The organism is Bacillus sp. GBSW19, from assembly GCF_002998655.1.
Classification (GTDB): Bacteria; Bacillota; Bacilli; order Bacillales; family Bacillaceae; genus Bacillus.
This window is the reverse complement of sequence record NZ_PVRF01000001.1, coordinates 780,525-796,988: the sequence shown is the minus strand read 5'-3', so window position 1 is coordinate 796,988 and position 16,464 is coordinate 780,525. Positions and strand designations below refer to the sequence as shown.

Here is a 16,464-nt window from a genome sequence, read left to right as displayed (position 1 = left end):
TTTATTTTGGTGAAGTTCACTTCAAAAAATTTTACTATATACATAAGTGCTAAAATCGTCTAAATCAACCATTACTTTCCCTGAGCTATCTTTTCTTAATTTTATTTCTATATCGTTAAGTAAAATATCCATTATAACTCTAGAGTATAGTTGGTCAAATTCATTTTCAACAAGAGCAAATAGATCCCTTAAGTATAGACCTTCATGATAAAATAGAGGGAGCTTTTTTTCTATAAATTCGCAAAACCTTTTCATTAATTTCTCCCTTTCTTTTTCACCGAACTCACTCATTTTAAATACAAAAGGAGGGTTCTTTTCTTCTATAGAAAAAGATGCGTGTTTCCCAACATTAGACATATCAATTTTATAAGCTTCGCTTACTTCTTTAACTTCTGAAACAGCCGATTGATCCAAACCACCTTTTATCTCTATGAAACCAATAGAGCTAAACATATAGAAGCTTTTCTTAGAATGAAAAGAAAATTCATTGAGTAGCTCTATCCTAGGACCGATAGTCCTTCCTTTAGCTTCATACCACCAGTCTTCTTTTTTTTCATCAGTTAGAAAAATTACACTAGATTCGTTTTTTTGGGCATAATCTAATACTTGTCTCCATAGAATATAGTCCCCATACTTATTTTGAATCTGTACTCCGTTGTAAAATTTAATACCTTTTTTATCTTTTACATCTTTATATCCAGGAGGTATTTTTTTAGTGAATCTATCGTCTGCTTCTTCCATTATTGTTTTAAGTTCGTCTTTAGAATAGGGGTCACCAACTCTATTCTTATACAGATCATTAATTTTCAATCTTATTAAATCTTCCTCTAAAAAATCGTCTTCTTCGCTTATGCTTTTAAAACCTTTAATCTTTTCATTAATTACTGTTTTTATCTCTTTCACTAAGGATTCCAAATCATCTTTGTGTCTTTTTTTAAAAATTGATAGATCATCATTAAGAAATTCTCTAACTTTTTTTGGAATCTTTTGAAAAGCATCACATACTTTTTCATTTGATCCCCTCTGTTCTAAGATAACTAATTTTCTATTGTAATGATATTCCAAACCTACTTGATGTGGCATCCATAAATTTTCCTTATACTTATTAAGTAGTTCAAGAATTTGATCAGATGTTTCCTTGGTATATCTGTACAAATTAAGTAAAACGTTTGTGTCTAAAATAATAGTAGATTCTCGCCAAATTTTCTCATCATTTTTATCAAAATAAAACTCACGGAATTTTTCTCTCAAACTATTTTCCCCCAATGTGTATGCTCATATGAATTATCGAACTAAATTGGATAATTTGAAGGGATTGCAAATTTTGTCGAACGAAAAAACGACCTCCGTAATGGAAGTCGCTCAGCTTTATTTAATACTATCGTAACCACTATCAGACACAACGTTTTGTAAAGGTCGTTATATTTGAGCAACTTATATAATCGGTCTTGTAGCTCCCCTATGTATAACTTCCTTTAAAATATCTAGATTAATATAGTGCTTATTTTCTTGTGAATCGTAATATATGTCACTTTTATAACTGAGGTAATTTTTAATTGTTTTATATTCTAATCGAGTAAAGAACCGTCTTACTTCATCGTAAAATTCACTTATTTCTATTCTTGACTGGTCTGGGTATTTATTTCTAACCCATTTCTTAAAATAATTAATAATATCTCCTTCTGATTTAACGCGTTCACCTTTAGCAATTATATTTACTTTCGAGTCTAAATCTGAAGTTTTCTTGTTAAATTCAGATAATAATTCATCTAGTTCTTCTTTACTTATAGATTGCTTTTCGTTATTAAACAATTCTTTTATTAACCCCTCTGTGCCAGTTCTATAATCTGATACAGATTTTAATAATTTTTCTCTGAAATCAATTAATTCTTCTAAGGTTTCTATTGATTTCTGTATAGTTTCTTGAGAAATTGATTGTGATTCAGCTAATTTTTCAGCGGTCTCTTTAATATCAACAATTGACTGCCTTTGACCAGCAACATCTACTAAAGTCATTAATATTGCAATTACAGCTAGAACAACGGAAATACCAGTAGCCATAACATTCATCTGGTTCCCAGCATCTTTATTCCCACCAAATGCTATTGCCAATGTAAACGTAATGATTAAAAGTGCAATAATACAACCATATACTAAATGTACAACACTTATTTGTTTATCTTTCACCATAAATCTCCAATCTGTTTTTAAGAACATTATATATTTAGACTGACCATTCATCCACACAGTCTATCAGTTAACTTAATTATTTATCTCTCAACATTCTATGTGGTTATTTTATTTTCTGTTTCTTGTATTAATTCAGAATTAACTTGCTGTTTTACTTCATCATAGTGCTCTATGCACTCTTCCAATAAAACCAAGATCACATATAACTTGCCAACGAATTTCTTCTGTCTTTTATAAGAAAAATACCAAAAAATAATTAAAAACAAAAAAGGCACAAAAGAAATTGATAACGCATATCGAATTACAGGTGTAAAATCACTTAGAGAATTGAACAACTCGTCAAAATTAATCTCTTTAACATCTTTACTGTCTAAATATTTACCAAAGATACTACTCATAAATGACATTAAGCTTGATACCATTGCCATTCCTGCTGACATCATAACAGTAATCATAACAAGTATTATTGAAAAAGGTTGACTGAATAAAGTTTGAGTATCTTTCTCTATGCTTATTGAAGCTTCAATTCTTTTTAACAACCTGTTTAACTGATCTTTATCATGCTCTAAGATAATTGTTTTTTGTAACTCAACATCGTCGTCGAAAGTAGTGTTGTAAATTTTACCATAGCGGTGTTCTAAATAACTTTTAACATATTTAGCTTCTCCAAGTTTCCTAGTCATATATAATCACCCCAGATTATATATCGACGTGCCATTTGAATAATTTTATCCTTCGCAAATTTTGTCGAACGAAAGTTGTTTCTGCATGTAAGATGCTTCATCAATTTATCGCATAATACAATATTACAACCTTTTTTCTGTCATGCTGCGCCAACATTGCGCCAAAAACACGCCAGTTTTCCGCCAATAAAACGCCAAAATAAAAACACCTCTAAACGGGTGCTTTATATACAACTTCATGGAGCGCATACGCCAAGTCTAGGAATGTCTTTCCTTTCAAGCGTGTATATGATCTTTCACTCATGCCGATTTCATTGTATACCTGGTAATCGAAAACAGTTTCTTGCTGCATGTAACGTTTAATGATTATTTGCCTCTCATTATAAGGAAGACGATTGACAGCCTTTTGCACTCTCTCAAGATATGCATTTCGCTTATGCTCCCACTCAATACGTTTAATGGCCGTACTCTCTGTAGAAGAATGAAAAGCATTCGTCGCAGCTGGCGGCACTATACTAAACCCGGCTGTTATTTTAGGCAGCATATCATCAGGAACTTGAAGAAGATACAAACGATAATTGTCTAGTATACGTTCAACTCTTTTTCTCGATTCCTTTTTATCTATTACAGGTAGTTCACCCAACATAAAATACCCTCCCTCTTTATCTGCTTTTTAACGCCCCGCCACGGCTTCTTTTATATGTTGGGCGGTAAATACCCATGAGTTCCTTTATCTCTTCATATGAAAGCTCCTGCGTGCGATTTTGGGTACATTTGTTCTTAGGAACGTCAGTTCTTTTTTTAGACATAGATTTACACCTCGTTTTCTTCTTTTCTGAATATAAAAAAGGGACACCAACCAAACAGCGCTTATGCTGTCATGATCAGTGCCCCCCGGCTTTCCGGTAGAACGGTTTTATTTACTAGAATAATTCGCCTTCATTGAAGGTAACACGAGTCACTTTGTTGTCATGTGTAACGATTCTTGTTTCACCATGCGGCGGTAATTGTGTATATTTCAATATGCCATCAGAAAAAACTAAAACAATAGGCTCTTTTGTGTCTAAAGTCTCTATAATTTTACTTGGAATCTCTTGTAATCTCAAGTCTTTCATTGCCTCCTTAATTCATATTCATAACAGCCAAAACAGAAACCGATCCAAACACGATATAAAAGATAAATAGACGATTTCTCATTTACTTCACCCTTGTTATACGGTTTACATCATCAATATTCATTTGGTGATCAGCCTCCCGCACAACTGCCGCGAATGATTCAATACCCGTATCCCAAAGACCATGACGTTCAATGATTTCGGAAAATTCCTCCACATCATGCTCTCGTATTCCCCAGCTGTCAGGATCATCGGCGGGCCCGTACACAGTAATCCAATTCCTCGCATCTTTCGGTTCAGGTTCTTCCGTTTTAGTACGTGTAAAATGACAAAGTTCATGATCGACCAGGGCGGCACGCTGTTTCTTGTTCATTGCCTTCCAGGCTTCCTTATTTACAAAGACGAAAAGCATGTAATCAGTCATATGGCGTTCAAAGGCCGTGCATTTTTTCGCTTTCCCCGCCCATTTGCTGCTTCCTTCTCGAATATAAAAGCCAATGTGCCCAATCGCATCTTTTAAATGTGGGTGGTGCTCATCAATTAAACTTTTAGCCAGCTGCCGCACCTCATGTGATTCTTCAAAACCTACAAAAGCCATATTCATTTTCCCCTTTCAATCAATTGTTTTTTGAATATTTCGTCTAATTCATCTAGTGATAGCTCATACAACTGCCGACCATCAGGCGTTGTTTTTAAATTTTTGTTCTGCACAATTGTCGTTCTTGCATTTTATTGCATAGCTATTTAGTCATTTTTATTAATTATCTAGTATAGATCAAAATAAAAACCATATATTTCATAAAAAGTGAATTGGAGGTAATTACAGTGACAAATTCAATTAATTCAAGTTTATCAAGACCTTACGTTCCAGCCCCTACACAAGCACAGATTGATCAACTGATATTTTTAAACAAACCAGAAAATCAACAACTTTTAGTAAAGTTTGTGCAAGAACAACGAGCTGGGCAAAATCCAACGTTGCCTAAGCCCGATTCTACTCTTGATGAAATTCCTTATTCTTTTACAATGACTCGTACATTAACTGATGCTCAGCGTAATCAACTTATTATCTGTTTAAATAGCCAATTTTTCTCTTTTGTTATTTTAGGACCAACCGATACCGGTCCATTTGTAGTTCATCTGATAAAAATTACTTTTGTAGCACCAAATTATTCTTTTTATAATGGTTGGTGGCTTAACCCTGCTAATAATACAATCCAATTTACCGGTTTTTACGAAGTATATACATGGGGTATTCAGTGTTAATGGATTCACACAAGCCCGCCTTTCAGCAATTCGCGAGCCATATAATGAAAATGATGATAGATATAGTTTCCGGTCGCACTTGGATTAATAAAAACCGTTGAGAAATTGTAACGCACCTCAAATGTTTTCAAGCTACCAAGCAGCGATTTAGGTTCATATTTTGAACGATATTTTCCGTTGAGTATTTTTTGATACCCTTCCAGGTCTTCCACAAGAAGAGTGAAAGGGTTTTTTGATGCACGAATCAATTCATTTTCAAACCTGGAACGATCCTTAATGGATTGAACAAGCTCGTCAACTCCGTTTTTCCTTTCGATAGCAGCGTTTAAATACATATCTCTATTGATCCCGTATGCCTCATTCTTGGGAATCATTGCGGAATAGTCGCCCGTCTTCATCCCTTTGAATTTGATTGATACGTTCTTTTTGCGGAGATAGTCAAGAACATGTTGATTCTTCTGTTCTCTCGTATCCACAATAATGACCATGCTGCCTAAAATTTCTTTTATCTCTGTATCTGAATAGTTGTAGTGAATAATCGTCATGATTTATCTCCCTTAAAATAAGACATGGCCCTTTCGTAAATTTCTAAAGATAGCTTGTCCGTTTCCTCACTTTCAAAATTAGAAACGGAAGTGTCAAGGTCTCTCCATCCGTTCTCCCAAAATAAAACGAGCAATTTCATCACTTTCATAACTGATTCATAATCATGATTGAACCAGTCATCTATTTTTCTATTTAAGTCTTGAGCAACGCCCATGTAATAATTAATGATTTTATCTATTGTCTGTTTCACATTATGTTCATGATCCGAGTATTCGCCTTTCAAATATCGAATAATTCGTCTTTTGTAAGACTGAACAAATTCCACAAGTTCTTGATAGACGTTTTCGGGATTCTCAATATAAAGATCGTTTCCATCGAGAACCAAACGAGCGCCCAACATTTCTAAGTCTGCACAAATTTGTTTCGGGTGCATTTTTCCCACCTCTATTTAAAAAGGGTTAATGTTTTTATTAACCCAAATCATTCATTAACTCTTAAAAACGTTGATATATAAGGCTTTATAAAAGAAACGGTTAATGAGTTAACGAATTAACAGCGAAATCTATTAAACTCCTTATATATATATATTTTTTTATTTATTTATTTTCATAAGAAAGGAACATATATATTTAATTAACTCATTAACCCATAACCCTAAAAACCATGATTATAAATCTTTGGAAATGCTTTGTTATATAAGGTTTCATAGCTTTTTTCTAATAGCTGCTTTATCTTCTTTTGGCTGATTAACTTTATTAACCCCTTTAGCTTCTTCATTAACCCCTGAAAGTAAATTATGTCCAGCGTACTGATTTAAAGTAAGACCTTTAAAATAAACTTTATTTTTTGCTCCATTTTCTTTTTTAAAGCCCCTTACTTCTAACTGGCGATAAAAGGAACGATTCTTCAAGTCTATTTCATCATTCTGAAAACACCATTTTTTATAGTTTTCGTATAGGATTTTAGCTTCTATACTGGCATCCTCATGTATAGTACAATTTTCATTTAAGAAAGGTCCTAAAATATCCATGTCTTCACGATAACCTTGTGTAGCATTTCTAATCGCTTTTGGATCTTTCAATCCTTCCTTCTGCCACTTCAAGCATCCGTCCACAATCCATCGGAGTATTCCCGGCATTTCTCTTTTTAATTTTTCAGGAAGATCAGCATCAATCTTCTCTTCCGGTATAGTTACTGTAAAAGGAACCAGTTTAATTCTGCGCCAAATCCCATTGTCGCCGCCTTTGATAATTGGCTTATGGTTTGTCGTAAAAAACACTTTAAATTCCGGTGTAAATTCAAAGTATTCTTGGCGGAGAAAACGAGCAGACATTTTCTCTCCACCAGTTATTTGCTTTACAAGTGCCTCTGACAGCTGCTGGCCCTCTTCACTCTCGACAGCCGAAACAAATCGCGCACCATCCAGACGAGCTACATCATTGTTGATTCCTGATTCATTTTTCTTCTTCAAGAAAGTATCACTGTTCGTCTGACGGGCGTAATCTCCAAGAATATCCTGAATCACATTAATAAAAGTTGATTTACCATTCCGACCATTTCCGAAAAGGAAGAACATAATTTGTTCCTTTGTAACACCTGTTAGTGAATAACCAATTGCCTTCTGTAGATATTCTATTAATTCATGATCGGGATCTCCGGCTGTTGTAAGAAAGATACTCTCAAGAAAATTGATCCAGTTTGGACAATCAGCATCTTTTTCATAAGGGATGTGTGACATTTTTGTTAGCAGCAAATTTCTATCATGTGGTCTCAACTCTCCTGTTTTAAGGTTAATGACTCCATTATCGCAATTGAAAAGAAACTTAAAGCTATCAAAATCTTTTTTCTTAACCGATACCATCGGTCGCACATCCAGTATGCTATTTATTCGAATTGAACGCCTTTCACATTTCTTTGCCCAATCATAAAGCTGCTTTTTTCGAATTTTGTCTTCTGCGGCCTCAGCCTCTCCATACAGTGCCCGCAACGTCTTAGCGGTAATGGCTTCAATTTTACGTTTGCTATCTTCTTCCCATCGCTTTCCGTCCCAAATCAGCCATTCAAGCTCGTTACAATATCGGATATTCTTTCCATGATAATAGGCGATACGTTCAGCATTACCCAGTTCGGTTAAATGAAACACAGGCGGAGTATCAATAATTTCTTCGGTATCCTCAACTTGAGAATTATGAGGACGGGAAATATATACCTCGTACGGTTGCTCTTGATGTTCTTCCATCAAATCAGAAATTGTTTTATGAGTAGAATAAACGGCAGCGGCAATGGTCATTTCTCCATATGTAGCGCCATCGGATGAATGTTGCCGATTCCATTTCTCGCGATACAAGCCCGATTCCCGAAACATCGAATCCATTTTTGAGGTGTCTTTATCGGTCCAAAACGCCAGATGGTTACACAAGGCCATATCTGTAGCAGAATGATCCTCGTTAATCAAATGACCGTTAAACAAATCCTGAATGCTCTTCCCGTTCTTGCTGTTAAACATCCTTTCCCATATTTCTTTATTAGAAAGATTGTTTATATCACGGGATGAATCAGCAGGCGGGCTAGATGCTTTTGTTTCTTCTTTTTTGTCCTTCAAATATTTATTAAAGAGCTCCTTGAGCCTGTCCGTTCGTTCTTCAATGGCTCCAATACCTAGACTGTTTCCAGTAAAGGTAAAATAGCGACCGTGTCTATATACTTCTAATCCTAGTTCGGGATTCTTTCTACCTGTTCCCTGTCCCCGCAACGGTATCTTACCTTTTGCAATAATGTGGACACCTTCTCCACTTGGTGAAAATTCGGTATAGCTGCCTACACTATCAACAATTTCTTGAGCGAATGGCGACAAAACCCCATCCTCGACACAATGGTCAATATCTATGCCTATAAACGGATCATCTTTTGAAAACATGAAGCCGATGCCGTCGTAGTCTCGATTATTATAAAATTTTAAAATGGTCGGAAATGTTGACCAGGTTCTTTTATTACTTGATTGTGCCATGCTGCCGTCAATCTGATACGGTACTTTTGTTTTCTTACCGTCACGTTCTTCGGAACGCCATAATATCCATTGAGGGGCGTTTTTGAGCTCTTGCGGTATGTTCTTAAATTCGTACATGTAATAACTCCCCTTTAAAGACGAGGGAGCTATACACTCCCTCAATTGTGTTTTCTATGATCAAAAAGGTACATCGTCGTCACTGATATTGATTGGGTCATCATTCGGGGCCGACGCTTCGGACGACTTAAACGCTTTTACTTCGGGATACTTTTTCCCGTTATGCTCTCTTTCTCCGACAACAAGACGAACTGGTTTATTTAAGAAAGCATTCGCCCATTCAAGATGATCCTTAAATTTCATGCCGTTTGGAAAACCTGCGGCTTTTGATGCCTGGTGAAATCTCCACATAGCGTTTTCTGTAACCGTGAAGTTATCATATAGAATTTTCTGCCCCTGACATGGCTGTTCAACATCCGAACGAATTTCATAATCTACGACAAGTCGCTTATTGCCTGACGCTGCTGTTTTTTCTTCAAAATGCATCACTGTTACTTCATATTCTCCTGGTTTAATTGGTTCAAATGTATCGCCTTTGCTGTGGTCTACTGTAAACATATTTAATTCCTCCAAATTTTTTTATTTACCGTTCAGAACGGTTACAAGATTTTGAGTTACTTGGTCCAATACATATGGATCGGTGGTGTCTTCATTTCTCAAATCATAAATCACGTTGTCTATGCCACTGTTTAATCTATCTATTTCTGAAATTAACCAGGGCACATCTGTTATGTCTGCACGTTCTCGAATCGTCTCGAGCTTTGTATCATTTTTCAACTTGATCACCTCCCAAGACGCCGTTTAATCTTTCAATTGCAGCATTAGCAAGTTTGACATTCCATTGATCAAGTTTCTTATTTGCTTTAATCTGAAATTCCTCAATCATTTGAGCTGCCTCTTCGTTATCTTCAATTAAAGTTTTAATATGTGTAATTAAGCCGATTCTTTCGGTTTCTTCTTCTGCTTTTACATCAATTCCAAGCTCTAACCATTGATAAAGTTTACGGCCAACATCGGGATTTAACTTTAAGGAAGAACCCTCAAACATGCGTGTATTATCCTTAGACGTTTCAGCCATATGATCAATGCTAATAGTGAAATTAAGCATAAATTCATATTCCATTTCTTCTTTTTGTACTGGCTTGGTCCCAACCTTACGAGGTGCCATTTTCCCGTTATTATCGGCTTCGACAACATATTCCGTTTTTGTTCTCATTGTTGCCAGGATATGAACATTATTTTGCGTCAATGTTTTGATTAGCTTTGTTGTTTCCGGCGCAAGTTTACCCCAGTTTTGAAAAGAGTTGCCGGACATGCTGCCGTGTGTTTCAACAATTCCACCTTCCCCCTGCCAGTTGTGGGAAAGTGAATCAATTACAACCACCTCGGCCCCTTCGTTCTTAATTGCTTCAACGGCCATTTGATAACGTTCTGTTGTATAAGGCGGCGTAAAATCAATATGTTTAAAGCTGCCTATACGAATTTCATCAAATTGTAAATTTGCGTATAACTTCGCTCGACGGTGCTCGGTATCAACGACACCGATCTTTGACCAAATTTCCTCATCACTTGCTTTCGGATATGCTTCCCGCATCATTCCGTAAGCTACTAGCAGCGCTCCGGCTGTTTTACCGGAACCACTCGGACCTATAAATCCAACAATTGCTTTTTCCTTTTCACGCTGTGCGTCTGTTACTTGAAACATGGCTTATACCTCCACTTTGAAGTTGACTGTTTCCGGTTGCACTTCTACGCCTGGAACAGCTTGTCCATTTAAATCAATTACGATCGGTTTCCCATCAAGCTCAGTGACAGTCAGTGTCTTTTTAAAATCACCCCATGCCACAGACTCTTTTATAAATTCAGTCATATCAGCATCTTTCACATGATGCAGAAGTTTTTCCTTGTCCACTTCTTTAGGCGATGCTTTGGTTGTCCGGCTTTTAGATTTCCCATAAGGTGTGGAAAGTGTTTTTGCCTTCGGGTCTTCTTGCAACTGCTTTGTATGATAGACGCTAACTAGGTTTTCAAAGAATGAAAGACTGTCACTTAAAGGCTTAAGCTCCTGCCTTTCCCATTCTTCAATACGTTGCTTTTCTGTTGCTGCCAGCGCTTTGATTTCCTTTTCTTGCGACTTGAGAGCAGCTATTTTCCGGAAAGCCCAATTAAGGCTGTTCATATCAGTAATTTCAAACTGTGGACGGTCTCCCGGCAGTTCGCCATTATTAATTTCATTTAGTTCAAAATCCTGTAATGGATTCAAATGAGACACCTTCCTCTAATTGATTTTGTTAAAGGTTCCATTTAAAATGGAACTTGCTTTTGTTTTTTTAAGTCCACATTGCAGTGTGGGCTTTTTTGTTCATCTTCTTCCTCGATGTCATCGCCATGCTCTTGATCATACTGTTGATATTCTTTCGGATATCCATTGCGAAGTATTTCAGTAATGACTGGATGCTCAAGATTCATGTATTGACCTCTTAACAGTTGAGACATCTACACCTTTACTTAAAAATTGAGTCGCAATATCATGCAGCTGCACAACTTGTTCAGGGTGATGCATTCGTTTAAGTTCCTCGCGATTTGAAACAATTGATCTTGCAATCTCTATACATCCTTCAAAATCATGATCTGTGATAGCATCGGTTAGTAACTCATCAACAAGAAAGTGAAGTGATTTAATCAACCTTGCTGCCTTTTCACGGTCAGCTTTTAAAAATTGATTTAGATCCATATTTCTCCTTCTTTCCAATCATTGGTATAATGTCCCTATCTGTTTAGATAGGGGGTGAAACTATGAAACTGAATCATGATTGTGTTAGATTGCTAATGCTTGAATTTGAAGAAAAGCTAGGTCTCAATGATGATATCTGTTTAAGCGATATCAAATCTTCTAAAATCGCAGACAAGTTTGGTCAAGATGAAACAATTTACTGTGTTACTAAACTAATTGAGACCGAATATCTTATCGGCTCTATCCAAAGAGGCGGTAATGAAATTTGGGATATTATCGTCTCGTCTATTTCATTCTCCGGACATGAATTTTTGGACAACATTAGAGACGATGGTATTTGGAAAGACACTAAAGCAAAAATTTCCCAACTCGCTAGTGTGTCATTACCTACTGTGTCTCAAGTCGCAGCTGCGTTTATTAAGTCTAGAATTGGTCTCTAGGTTTGCTTGTTCTGTTCTTCAATGAATAGGACTAAGTCTTTCAAAAACTTATCGAATTTCTCAACACCTGAATTCTGACTGATAAATAAGAATTCAACACTCAGTGTGCTTTTTAGATTATCAGTTGGATTTTCACTGATTCTTTGCTGTTTAATTCCATAACTAGAAATACCAATACGTCGAAAAAGTTTAGACTCAACCTCTGTTGCTGCAGAGGTTGTTTTATTTAGTTTGTCGCTCATTTCGTCACCTCCTTTTGATCTACAATTTCCTTCTCTCCCTTTAATTGTTTAGTTTGATTTTTTCAACGACCTCAATATGCTTTTTAATCCAATCAAGCACCATGTCTCGTGGAAACAATATTCTTTCGCCAACTTTAAACTTTGGAAAGTCTGGTCTATTAATCACGTGAACATCAAGCGTTTGAGAACTGACATTAAATATATGTTTAGCTAGCTGAGCTTTACTGATCATATAAGGAAGTTCATTTTCTTGTTTATGGTCTTCTATAATTGAAGCAGCAACTTCCTGAAGCAAATCGTAGAGATTATTTCTAAATGAATCAGAATCTGCTTTCATTGTTAATTCAAACAATTCTTGTTTCCCCCTTACGAAGCACGCTCTTCTCGTTCAATTATTGGCAGAATGCTTTGTTGCTTTAAAAGTTCGTAAATGAACAATCTTCCTTTTTGAGTCCACTTTGTTTGTACTTTAGATTTTTCAGCATCAATAACGTGAGTATGAGTTTGTGTGTACCCCTTATCTTGATGCTTTGCATACAAGAGCCATATGTCACCCTGCTTGTACTGCACGCCTAATTCATGAAGCAACTTGTTCAATTTTATGGCACTCATACCATAGTCCTTGGCGATTTTGGATACTGATAGAAGTGACTTGTTTTGCAGAACCATATCGTAATAAGAAGCTTTGGGCTGACATTCATTAACCTGTTGTAAAAGAATTAAGTTTTGTGTTTCTAGTTGTTCATTTTTCTCAACTTGACTGACTAATTGCAACAAAGCTTCTTTATAACTAGTTGGAAGTCTATATATATCTTTCAAAGAATAATAATCATCTACAAGAATTTCATAAGCATCCCAAGCTTGGTTAGAATTTAAAGACTTTGCATGTAGCCAAGCACCTTTTTCTGTCCAAAGGTATAATTTAGATACTCTTTCGACTGATACGGTATTTCCGTATTGCTGTCCAAATGACTTTAACTCGTTTCCTTGAAGTAAGAAAAAGTGCTTCCCTTCTTTGTAACGCTGTTTATTTGAATTGAAATTTTCAGATATTCTTCTATGACTCGTTCCATAAGCTTTAGCTATTTGTGCTGTAGTTAAGACTCTTTGATTGTTTTTAACCAATATTGATAAATCCATTTTTTACTCCCACCTCCAAAGTAATTGACACTTACATAAGAGTGTAAAAAAAAGCCATGTTGCATAAAAAACATTTGCGTAATCAATAATTACGGTTTATAATTACATTGTAAGATTTGATAATCTTTTACGTCCTCTTTCTAACAGATCTGGCCATAGTTCTTGAATAGGAACATCAAAATATACTGCAAATCCAAAAACTAGCTCTAACCCAGGGTCTGTATGTCCATTTTCAATATTTCGGACTGTGGTTTCAGTAACGCCCAATTTACTTGCCACTTCCCGTTGTGTTCCTTTTTGAGTACGTAAAGATTTAAAAGTTTCTCGAATTTTACGTTCAGTTTTAGAAGTCATGTTTATGTAACACCCCCTTACGTAATTGATAGTAACATGTAATTTATAATTACGCAAGAGGTTGTTAATAATTTTTATTTTTTGGAGGTGCATTACATGTCACATCCTGGGATTAGAATTAAACAATTGCGAGTGCAAAAAGGGTTATCTCAAGATGAACTAGCAGAAAAGCTTAGTATGAACAGGGTCAATATTTCCCATTATGAACGTGGAAAAATAACCAATATCCCTGGAGACGTACTTACTAAAATAGCCCAGGTACTAAATACAAACACTGATTATTTATTAGGGTTATCTAATATTGAAGATGAAGAATTAGACGAAGATTTCAGAACTATTCAACGCGCTGCCAAAAACCTGTCTCCTAAAGACAGAAAGAAAATGTTGGACATCATGAAAATTACTTTCGATAAAGCTTTTGATGACGATGACGATGATGACGATGATCTCTAAACCTAATTTTAAAAAAGCAGAATACGCAGCGTACAATCTGTTAGAACAGAATAAAGTCACAACATTACCAATAAAAGTTAAATCTCTTGTGAAACATATTCCTAATCTAAAAATAAAAACGTATTCTTGGTATGCCTCTACACATAATCTTACTATAGAAGAAACCTGCGAACATTTTGAGAGTGACGAAGGATGCTGTTGGTATAGAAAATCGAAGGGTTCATATGTAATTTTTTATAACGACAGAATAGAAAATAAAGGAAGAGTACGATGGACTATAGCTCACGAAATCGGACATTTTATTCTAAAACATAATGAAATAACAAATAAAACTATTTTTAACCGAAATTCCTTAACTTCAGATGAATACGATGTTTTTGAAAAAGAAGCTAACTGTTTCGCAAGAAATCTATTGGCTCCACAAAGCCTGATGTACGAATTAAGACCAACCAATCCTAATGTAGTCTCTGATATTTTCAACATTTCATTAGAAGCAGCTAAAAATATTTTAGACTTTTTTAATAACGGTTTAAAAAAAGGAATAATTTACTCTAGGAATACAACAATTCATAAGTTATTCAATAGAACAATCCAAAAGTATAAGTATGGAAAAACATGTTTGAACTGTGCATGTTTTTTTATACAAGAACATGCACAGTTTTGCAAAGTATGCGGAAGTACTCATTTAATCCAAGGGGAGGAAAAAAATATGGAATTTGCTAGCTTTATTTTAGACGATAACGGTAGAGCATTAAATTGCCCAACTTGTAATAATCAAGATTTACACGGTGAATACTGCCATATTTGTGGTACATATTTAGTCAACAAATGCACTGGTATTTCAGTAGAGGAAAAGCATGATCCACGTATCTCATGGCATAAATTAGAAGGTTGCGGCACTCTTCTGGAAGGAAATGCTCGTTTTTGTCATAATTGCGGTTGTACCTCTACATACTACTTAAATGATATATTGGAATATTGGAAAGAAGAGAATACCCAACAGCAAGTAGATGAGATCCCATTTTAATAACTGAGGTGAAATAATGGCCACATTCAGAAAGAGAGGAGACAAGTGGGAATATCGTATTTCCTTTAAGGATCCTTTCACACTCAAATACAAAGTAAAATCAAAAAGTGGTTTTAAAACAAAAAAAGAAGCTCAGCAAGCTGCAACAGAACAAGAAAAGCAAATAGCAGCAGGATTAGAGTTGGACACGAGCACCATATCACTCGAAAATTTTCTGATCAATTGGCTACATGAATACAAAAAAGACACCGTTAGAAAGAACACATATGAACTCCACGAACGAAACATCATGAATCATATCCTTCCCTACTTCAAAAATATCAAAATTATAGATATTAAGCCGATTATGTATCAAAAATTCTTAAACTATTTAACCTGTCAAGGTTATAGCAAGCGTACTGTGGAAATCATACACGGTACGATGTTTAATGCTTTCAGCAAGGCTGTCATTATAGGTAAACTCACAAAAAACCCTTGCTATGGGGCAACTGTGTCTAATAAAAATAGCAAGAAAAAAAACGTTCTGGAATATATGCTTTCTGAGGATATTCCAAAATTTCTTCAGGAAGCATATAAATACAACTATATTTACTATATCTTTTTTAGATCACTCATAGAAACCGGTATGCGTAAAGGTGAAGCTGCTGCTCTACAATGGACAAATATTAATCTAAGAGAAAATTACATAGACATTACTAACACCTTAGATTTCTCTGCAAAATCATCTGAGGAACTATTTGGAGAAACTAAAACATATGAATCCAAACGAAGAATATTAATTAGCTCTTCCCTCTCCGCTGCTTTGCAAAAACATAAGAAGTGGCAATTTGAAAACAAACAAATGTTACAGGATAATTATAAGCATGATCTCAATTTGGTGTTTTGCAGAGTTGACGGAAACTTTCTGCCAAAGTCAACTCTTTTTAATGCTTTTAATCGTATCTTAAAAAGATCTAATATTGATAAAATGCCAATTCATGCTTTACGCCATACACATGCTGTTCTCCTTTTAGAGTCAGGAGCTGACATGAAATACATCCAAGAACGATTAGGTCACAAAAGCATGATGGTGACAGCAGATGTTTATTCACACATTAGTAAGAAACTTGACCAAAATCGAATTAAGGATTACGAGAATTACGTCTCATCAATTGTGGAGTTAAATTCATAACTTCAAATTTTTTTGGTCATATTTTGGTCAAGGACCAAA

Annotated in this window: 25 protein-coding genes; 5 read left to right on the top strand and 20 right to left on the bottom strand. The window is 35.4% G+C overall.

Annotated elements, in window-relative coordinates; translation table 11 throughout:
- Nucleotides 1–21: 21 nt before the first annotated feature.
- The 7 genes from C6344_RS04190 to C6344_RS04165 all read right to left on the bottom strand — a co-directional run bounded on the left by C6344_RS04190 (nt 22) and on the right by C6344_RS04165 (nt 4,586).
- Complete coding sequence (locus C6344_RS04190; protein ID WP_106072748.1) at nt 22–1,251, bottom strand: PIN domain-containing protein; 1,230 nt, start codon at nt 1,249–1,251, stop codon at nt 22–24.
- A gap of 183 nt (nt 1,252–1,434) precedes the next feature.
- A complete protein-coding gene (locus tag C6344_RS04185) occupies nt 1,435–2,187 on the bottom strand; it encodes a hypothetical protein (protein WP_106072747.1) in 753 nt (250 codons plus the stop codon).
- 98 nt (nt 2,188–2,285) lie between these two features.
- Nucleotides 2,286–2,873 carry a hypothetical protein gene (locus C6344_RS04180; RefSeq protein ID WP_106072746.1) on the bottom strand — a complete coding sequence of 196 codons (588 nt, stop codon included), beginning with the start codon at nt 2,871–2,873 and terminating at the stop codon, nt 2,286–2,288.
- 211 nt (nt 2,874–3,084) lie between these two features.
- Nucleotides 3,085–3,519, bottom strand: coding sequence for an ArpU family phage packaging/lysis transcriptional regulator (locus C6344_RS04175; protein ID WP_106072745.1), 435 nt, complete (start codon nt 3,517–3,519; stop codon nt 3,085–3,087).
- A gap of 16 nt (nt 3,520–3,535) precedes the next feature.
- On the bottom strand, nt 3,536–3,682 hold the full coding sequence (locus tag C6344_RS18810; protein ID WP_189313006.1) for a hypothetical protein: 147 nt from the start codon (nt 3,680–3,682) through the stop codon (nt 3,536–3,538).
- A gap of 114 nt (nt 3,683–3,796) precedes the next feature.
- Complete coding sequence (locus tag C6344_RS04170; protein ID WP_223254311.1) at nt 3,797–3,979, bottom strand: XtrA/YqaO family protein; 183 nt, start codon at nt 3,977–3,979, stop codon at nt 3,797–3,799.
- Between the two features lie 91 nt (nt 3,980–4,070).
- Nucleotides 4,071–4,586, bottom strand: coding sequence for a putative metallopeptidase (locus tag C6344_RS04165; RefSeq protein WP_106072743.1), 516 nt, complete (start codon nt 4,584–4,586; stop codon nt 4,071–4,073).
- 227 nt (nt 4,587–4,813) lie between these two features.
- Here C6344_RS04165 and C6344_RS04155 point away from each other — a divergent pair, with 227 nt between their 5' ends.
- Entirely contained in the window at nt 4,814–5,254 is a 441-nt protein-coding gene (locus C6344_RS04155) for a hypothetical protein (protein ID WP_106072742.1), read from the top strand.
- Between the two features lie 5 nt (nt 5,255–5,259).
- Here the strand turns inward: C6344_RS04155 and C6344_RS04150 are convergent, their stop codons facing one another.
- From C6344_RS04150 to C6344_RS04115, 9 genes are all read right to left on the bottom strand, one after another.
- The gene (locus C6344_RS04150) at nt 5,260–5,799 is read right to left on the bottom strand and encodes an ERCC4 domain-containing protein (RefSeq protein ID WP_106072741.1); all 540 of its coding nucleotides are present in this window, start codon (nt 5,797–5,799) and stop codon (nt 5,260–5,262) included.
- On the bottom strand, nt 5,796–6,233 hold the full coding sequence (locus tag C6344_RS04145) for a hypothetical protein (protein ID WP_106072740.1): 438 nt from the start codon (nt 6,231–6,233) through the stop codon (nt 5,796–5,798). Before C6344_RS04145 ends, C6344_RS04150 begins: the two co-directional genes overlap by 4 nt.
- A 270-nt stretch (nt 6,234–6,503) precedes the next feature.
- Complete coding sequence (locus C6344_RS04140) at nt 6,504–8,924, bottom strand: phage/plasmid primase, P4 family (RefSeq protein WP_106072739.1); 2,421 nt, start codon at nt 8,922–8,924, stop codon at nt 6,504–6,506.
- Between the two features lie 60 nt (nt 8,925–8,984).
- Nucleotides 8,985–9,422 carry a DUF669 domain-containing protein gene (locus C6344_RS04135; protein WP_106072738.1) on the bottom strand — a complete coding sequence of 146 codons (438 nt, stop codon included), beginning with the start codon at nt 9,420–9,422 and terminating at the stop codon, nt 8,985–8,987.
- Nucleotides 9,423–9,443: 21 nt separating this feature from the next.
- A complete protein-coding gene (locus C6344_RS04130) occupies nt 9,444–9,641 on the bottom strand; it encodes a hypothetical protein (RefSeq protein ID WP_106072737.1) in 198 nt (65 codons plus the stop codon).
- On the bottom strand, nt 9,631–10,569 hold the full coding sequence (locus C6344_RS04125; protein ID WP_106072736.1) for an AAA family ATPase: 939 nt from the start codon (nt 10,567–10,569) through the stop codon (nt 9,631–9,633). The genes C6344_RS04130 and C6344_RS04125 overlap by 11 nt, the downstream gene beginning before the upstream one ends.
- 3 nt (nt 10,570–10,572) lie before the next feature.
- Nucleotides 10,573–11,127 carry a host-nuclease inhibitor Gam family protein gene (locus C6344_RS04120; RefSeq protein ID WP_106072735.1) on the bottom strand — a complete coding sequence of 185 codons (555 nt, stop codon included), beginning with the start codon at nt 11,125–11,127 and terminating at the stop codon, nt 10,573–10,575.
- A gap of 41 nt (nt 11,128–11,168) precedes the next feature.
- The gene (locus C6344_RS18805) at nt 11,169–11,333 is read right to left on the bottom strand and encodes a hypothetical protein (protein WP_189313004.1); all 165 of its coding nucleotides are present in this window, start codon (nt 11,331–11,333) and stop codon (nt 11,169–11,171) included.
- Complete coding sequence (locus C6344_RS04115; RefSeq protein ID WP_106072734.1) at nt 11,323–11,598, bottom strand: YqaH family protein; 276 nt, start codon at nt 11,596–11,598, stop codon at nt 11,323–11,325. The genes C6344_RS18805 and C6344_RS04115 overlap by 11 nt, the downstream gene beginning before the upstream one ends.
- 62 nt (nt 11,599–11,660) lie before the next feature.
- On the opposite strand from C6344_RS04115, the gene C6344_RS04110 reads away from it, so the two are divergent.
- Entirely contained in the window at nt 11,661–12,038 is a 378-nt protein-coding gene (locus C6344_RS04110; protein ID WP_034665894.1) for a DUF2513 domain-containing protein, read from the top strand.
- Here the strand turns inward: C6344_RS04110 and C6344_RS04105 are convergent.
- The 4 genes from C6344_RS04105 to C6344_RS04085 form a co-directional block, all read right to left on the bottom strand.
- Complete coding sequence (locus C6344_RS04105; protein WP_106072733.1) at nt 12,035–12,280, bottom strand: hypothetical protein; 246 nt, start codon at nt 12,278–12,280, stop codon at nt 12,035–12,037. The two genes, C6344_RS04110 and C6344_RS04105, sit on opposite strands and share 4 nt — an antisense overlap.
- A 40-nt stretch (nt 12,281–12,320) precedes the next feature.
- Entirely contained in the window at nt 12,321–12,632 is a 312-nt protein-coding gene (locus C6344_RS04100; protein ID WP_106072732.1) for a MerR family transcriptional regulator, read from the bottom strand.
- Nucleotides 12,633–12,646: 14 nt separating this feature from the next.
- Nucleotides 12,647–13,420, bottom strand: a complete 774-nt coding sequence (locus tag C6344_RS18935; protein WP_223254310.1) for a phage antirepressor KilAC domain-containing protein — start codon at nt 13,418–13,420, stop codon at nt 12,647–12,649.
- A 102-nt stretch (nt 13,421–13,522) separates the two neighbouring features.
- Nucleotides 13,523–13,774, bottom strand: a complete 252-nt coding sequence (locus C6344_RS04085; RefSeq protein ID WP_045209998.1) for a helix-turn-helix transcriptional regulator — start codon at nt 13,772–13,774, stop codon at nt 13,523–13,525.
- A 96-nt stretch (nt 13,775–13,870) separates the two neighbouring features.
- On the opposite strand from C6344_RS04085, the gene C6344_RS04080 reads away from it, so the two are divergent.
- The 3 genes from C6344_RS04080 to C6344_RS04070 are packed head-to-tail and all read left to right on the top strand — an operon-like array spanning nt 13,871 to nt 16,425.
- Complete coding sequence (locus C6344_RS04080; RefSeq protein ID WP_034665907.1) at nt 13,871–14,227, top strand: helix-turn-helix domain-containing protein; 357 nt, start codon at nt 13,871–13,873, stop codon at nt 14,225–14,227.
- Nucleotides 14,208–15,254, top strand: a complete 1,047-nt coding sequence (locus C6344_RS04075) for an ImmA/IrrE family metallo-endopeptidase (RefSeq protein ID WP_223254309.1) — start codon at nt 14,208–14,210, stop codon at nt 15,252–15,254. The genes C6344_RS04080 and C6344_RS04075 overlap by 20 nt, the downstream gene beginning before the upstream one ends.
- Before the next feature lie 16 nt (nt 15,255–15,270).
- Nucleotides 15,271–16,425, top strand: a complete 1,155-nt coding sequence (locus C6344_RS04070) for a site-specific integrase (protein WP_189313002.1) — start codon at nt 15,271–15,273, stop codon at nt 16,423–16,425.
- Nucleotides 16,426–16,464 lie beyond the last annotated feature (39 nt).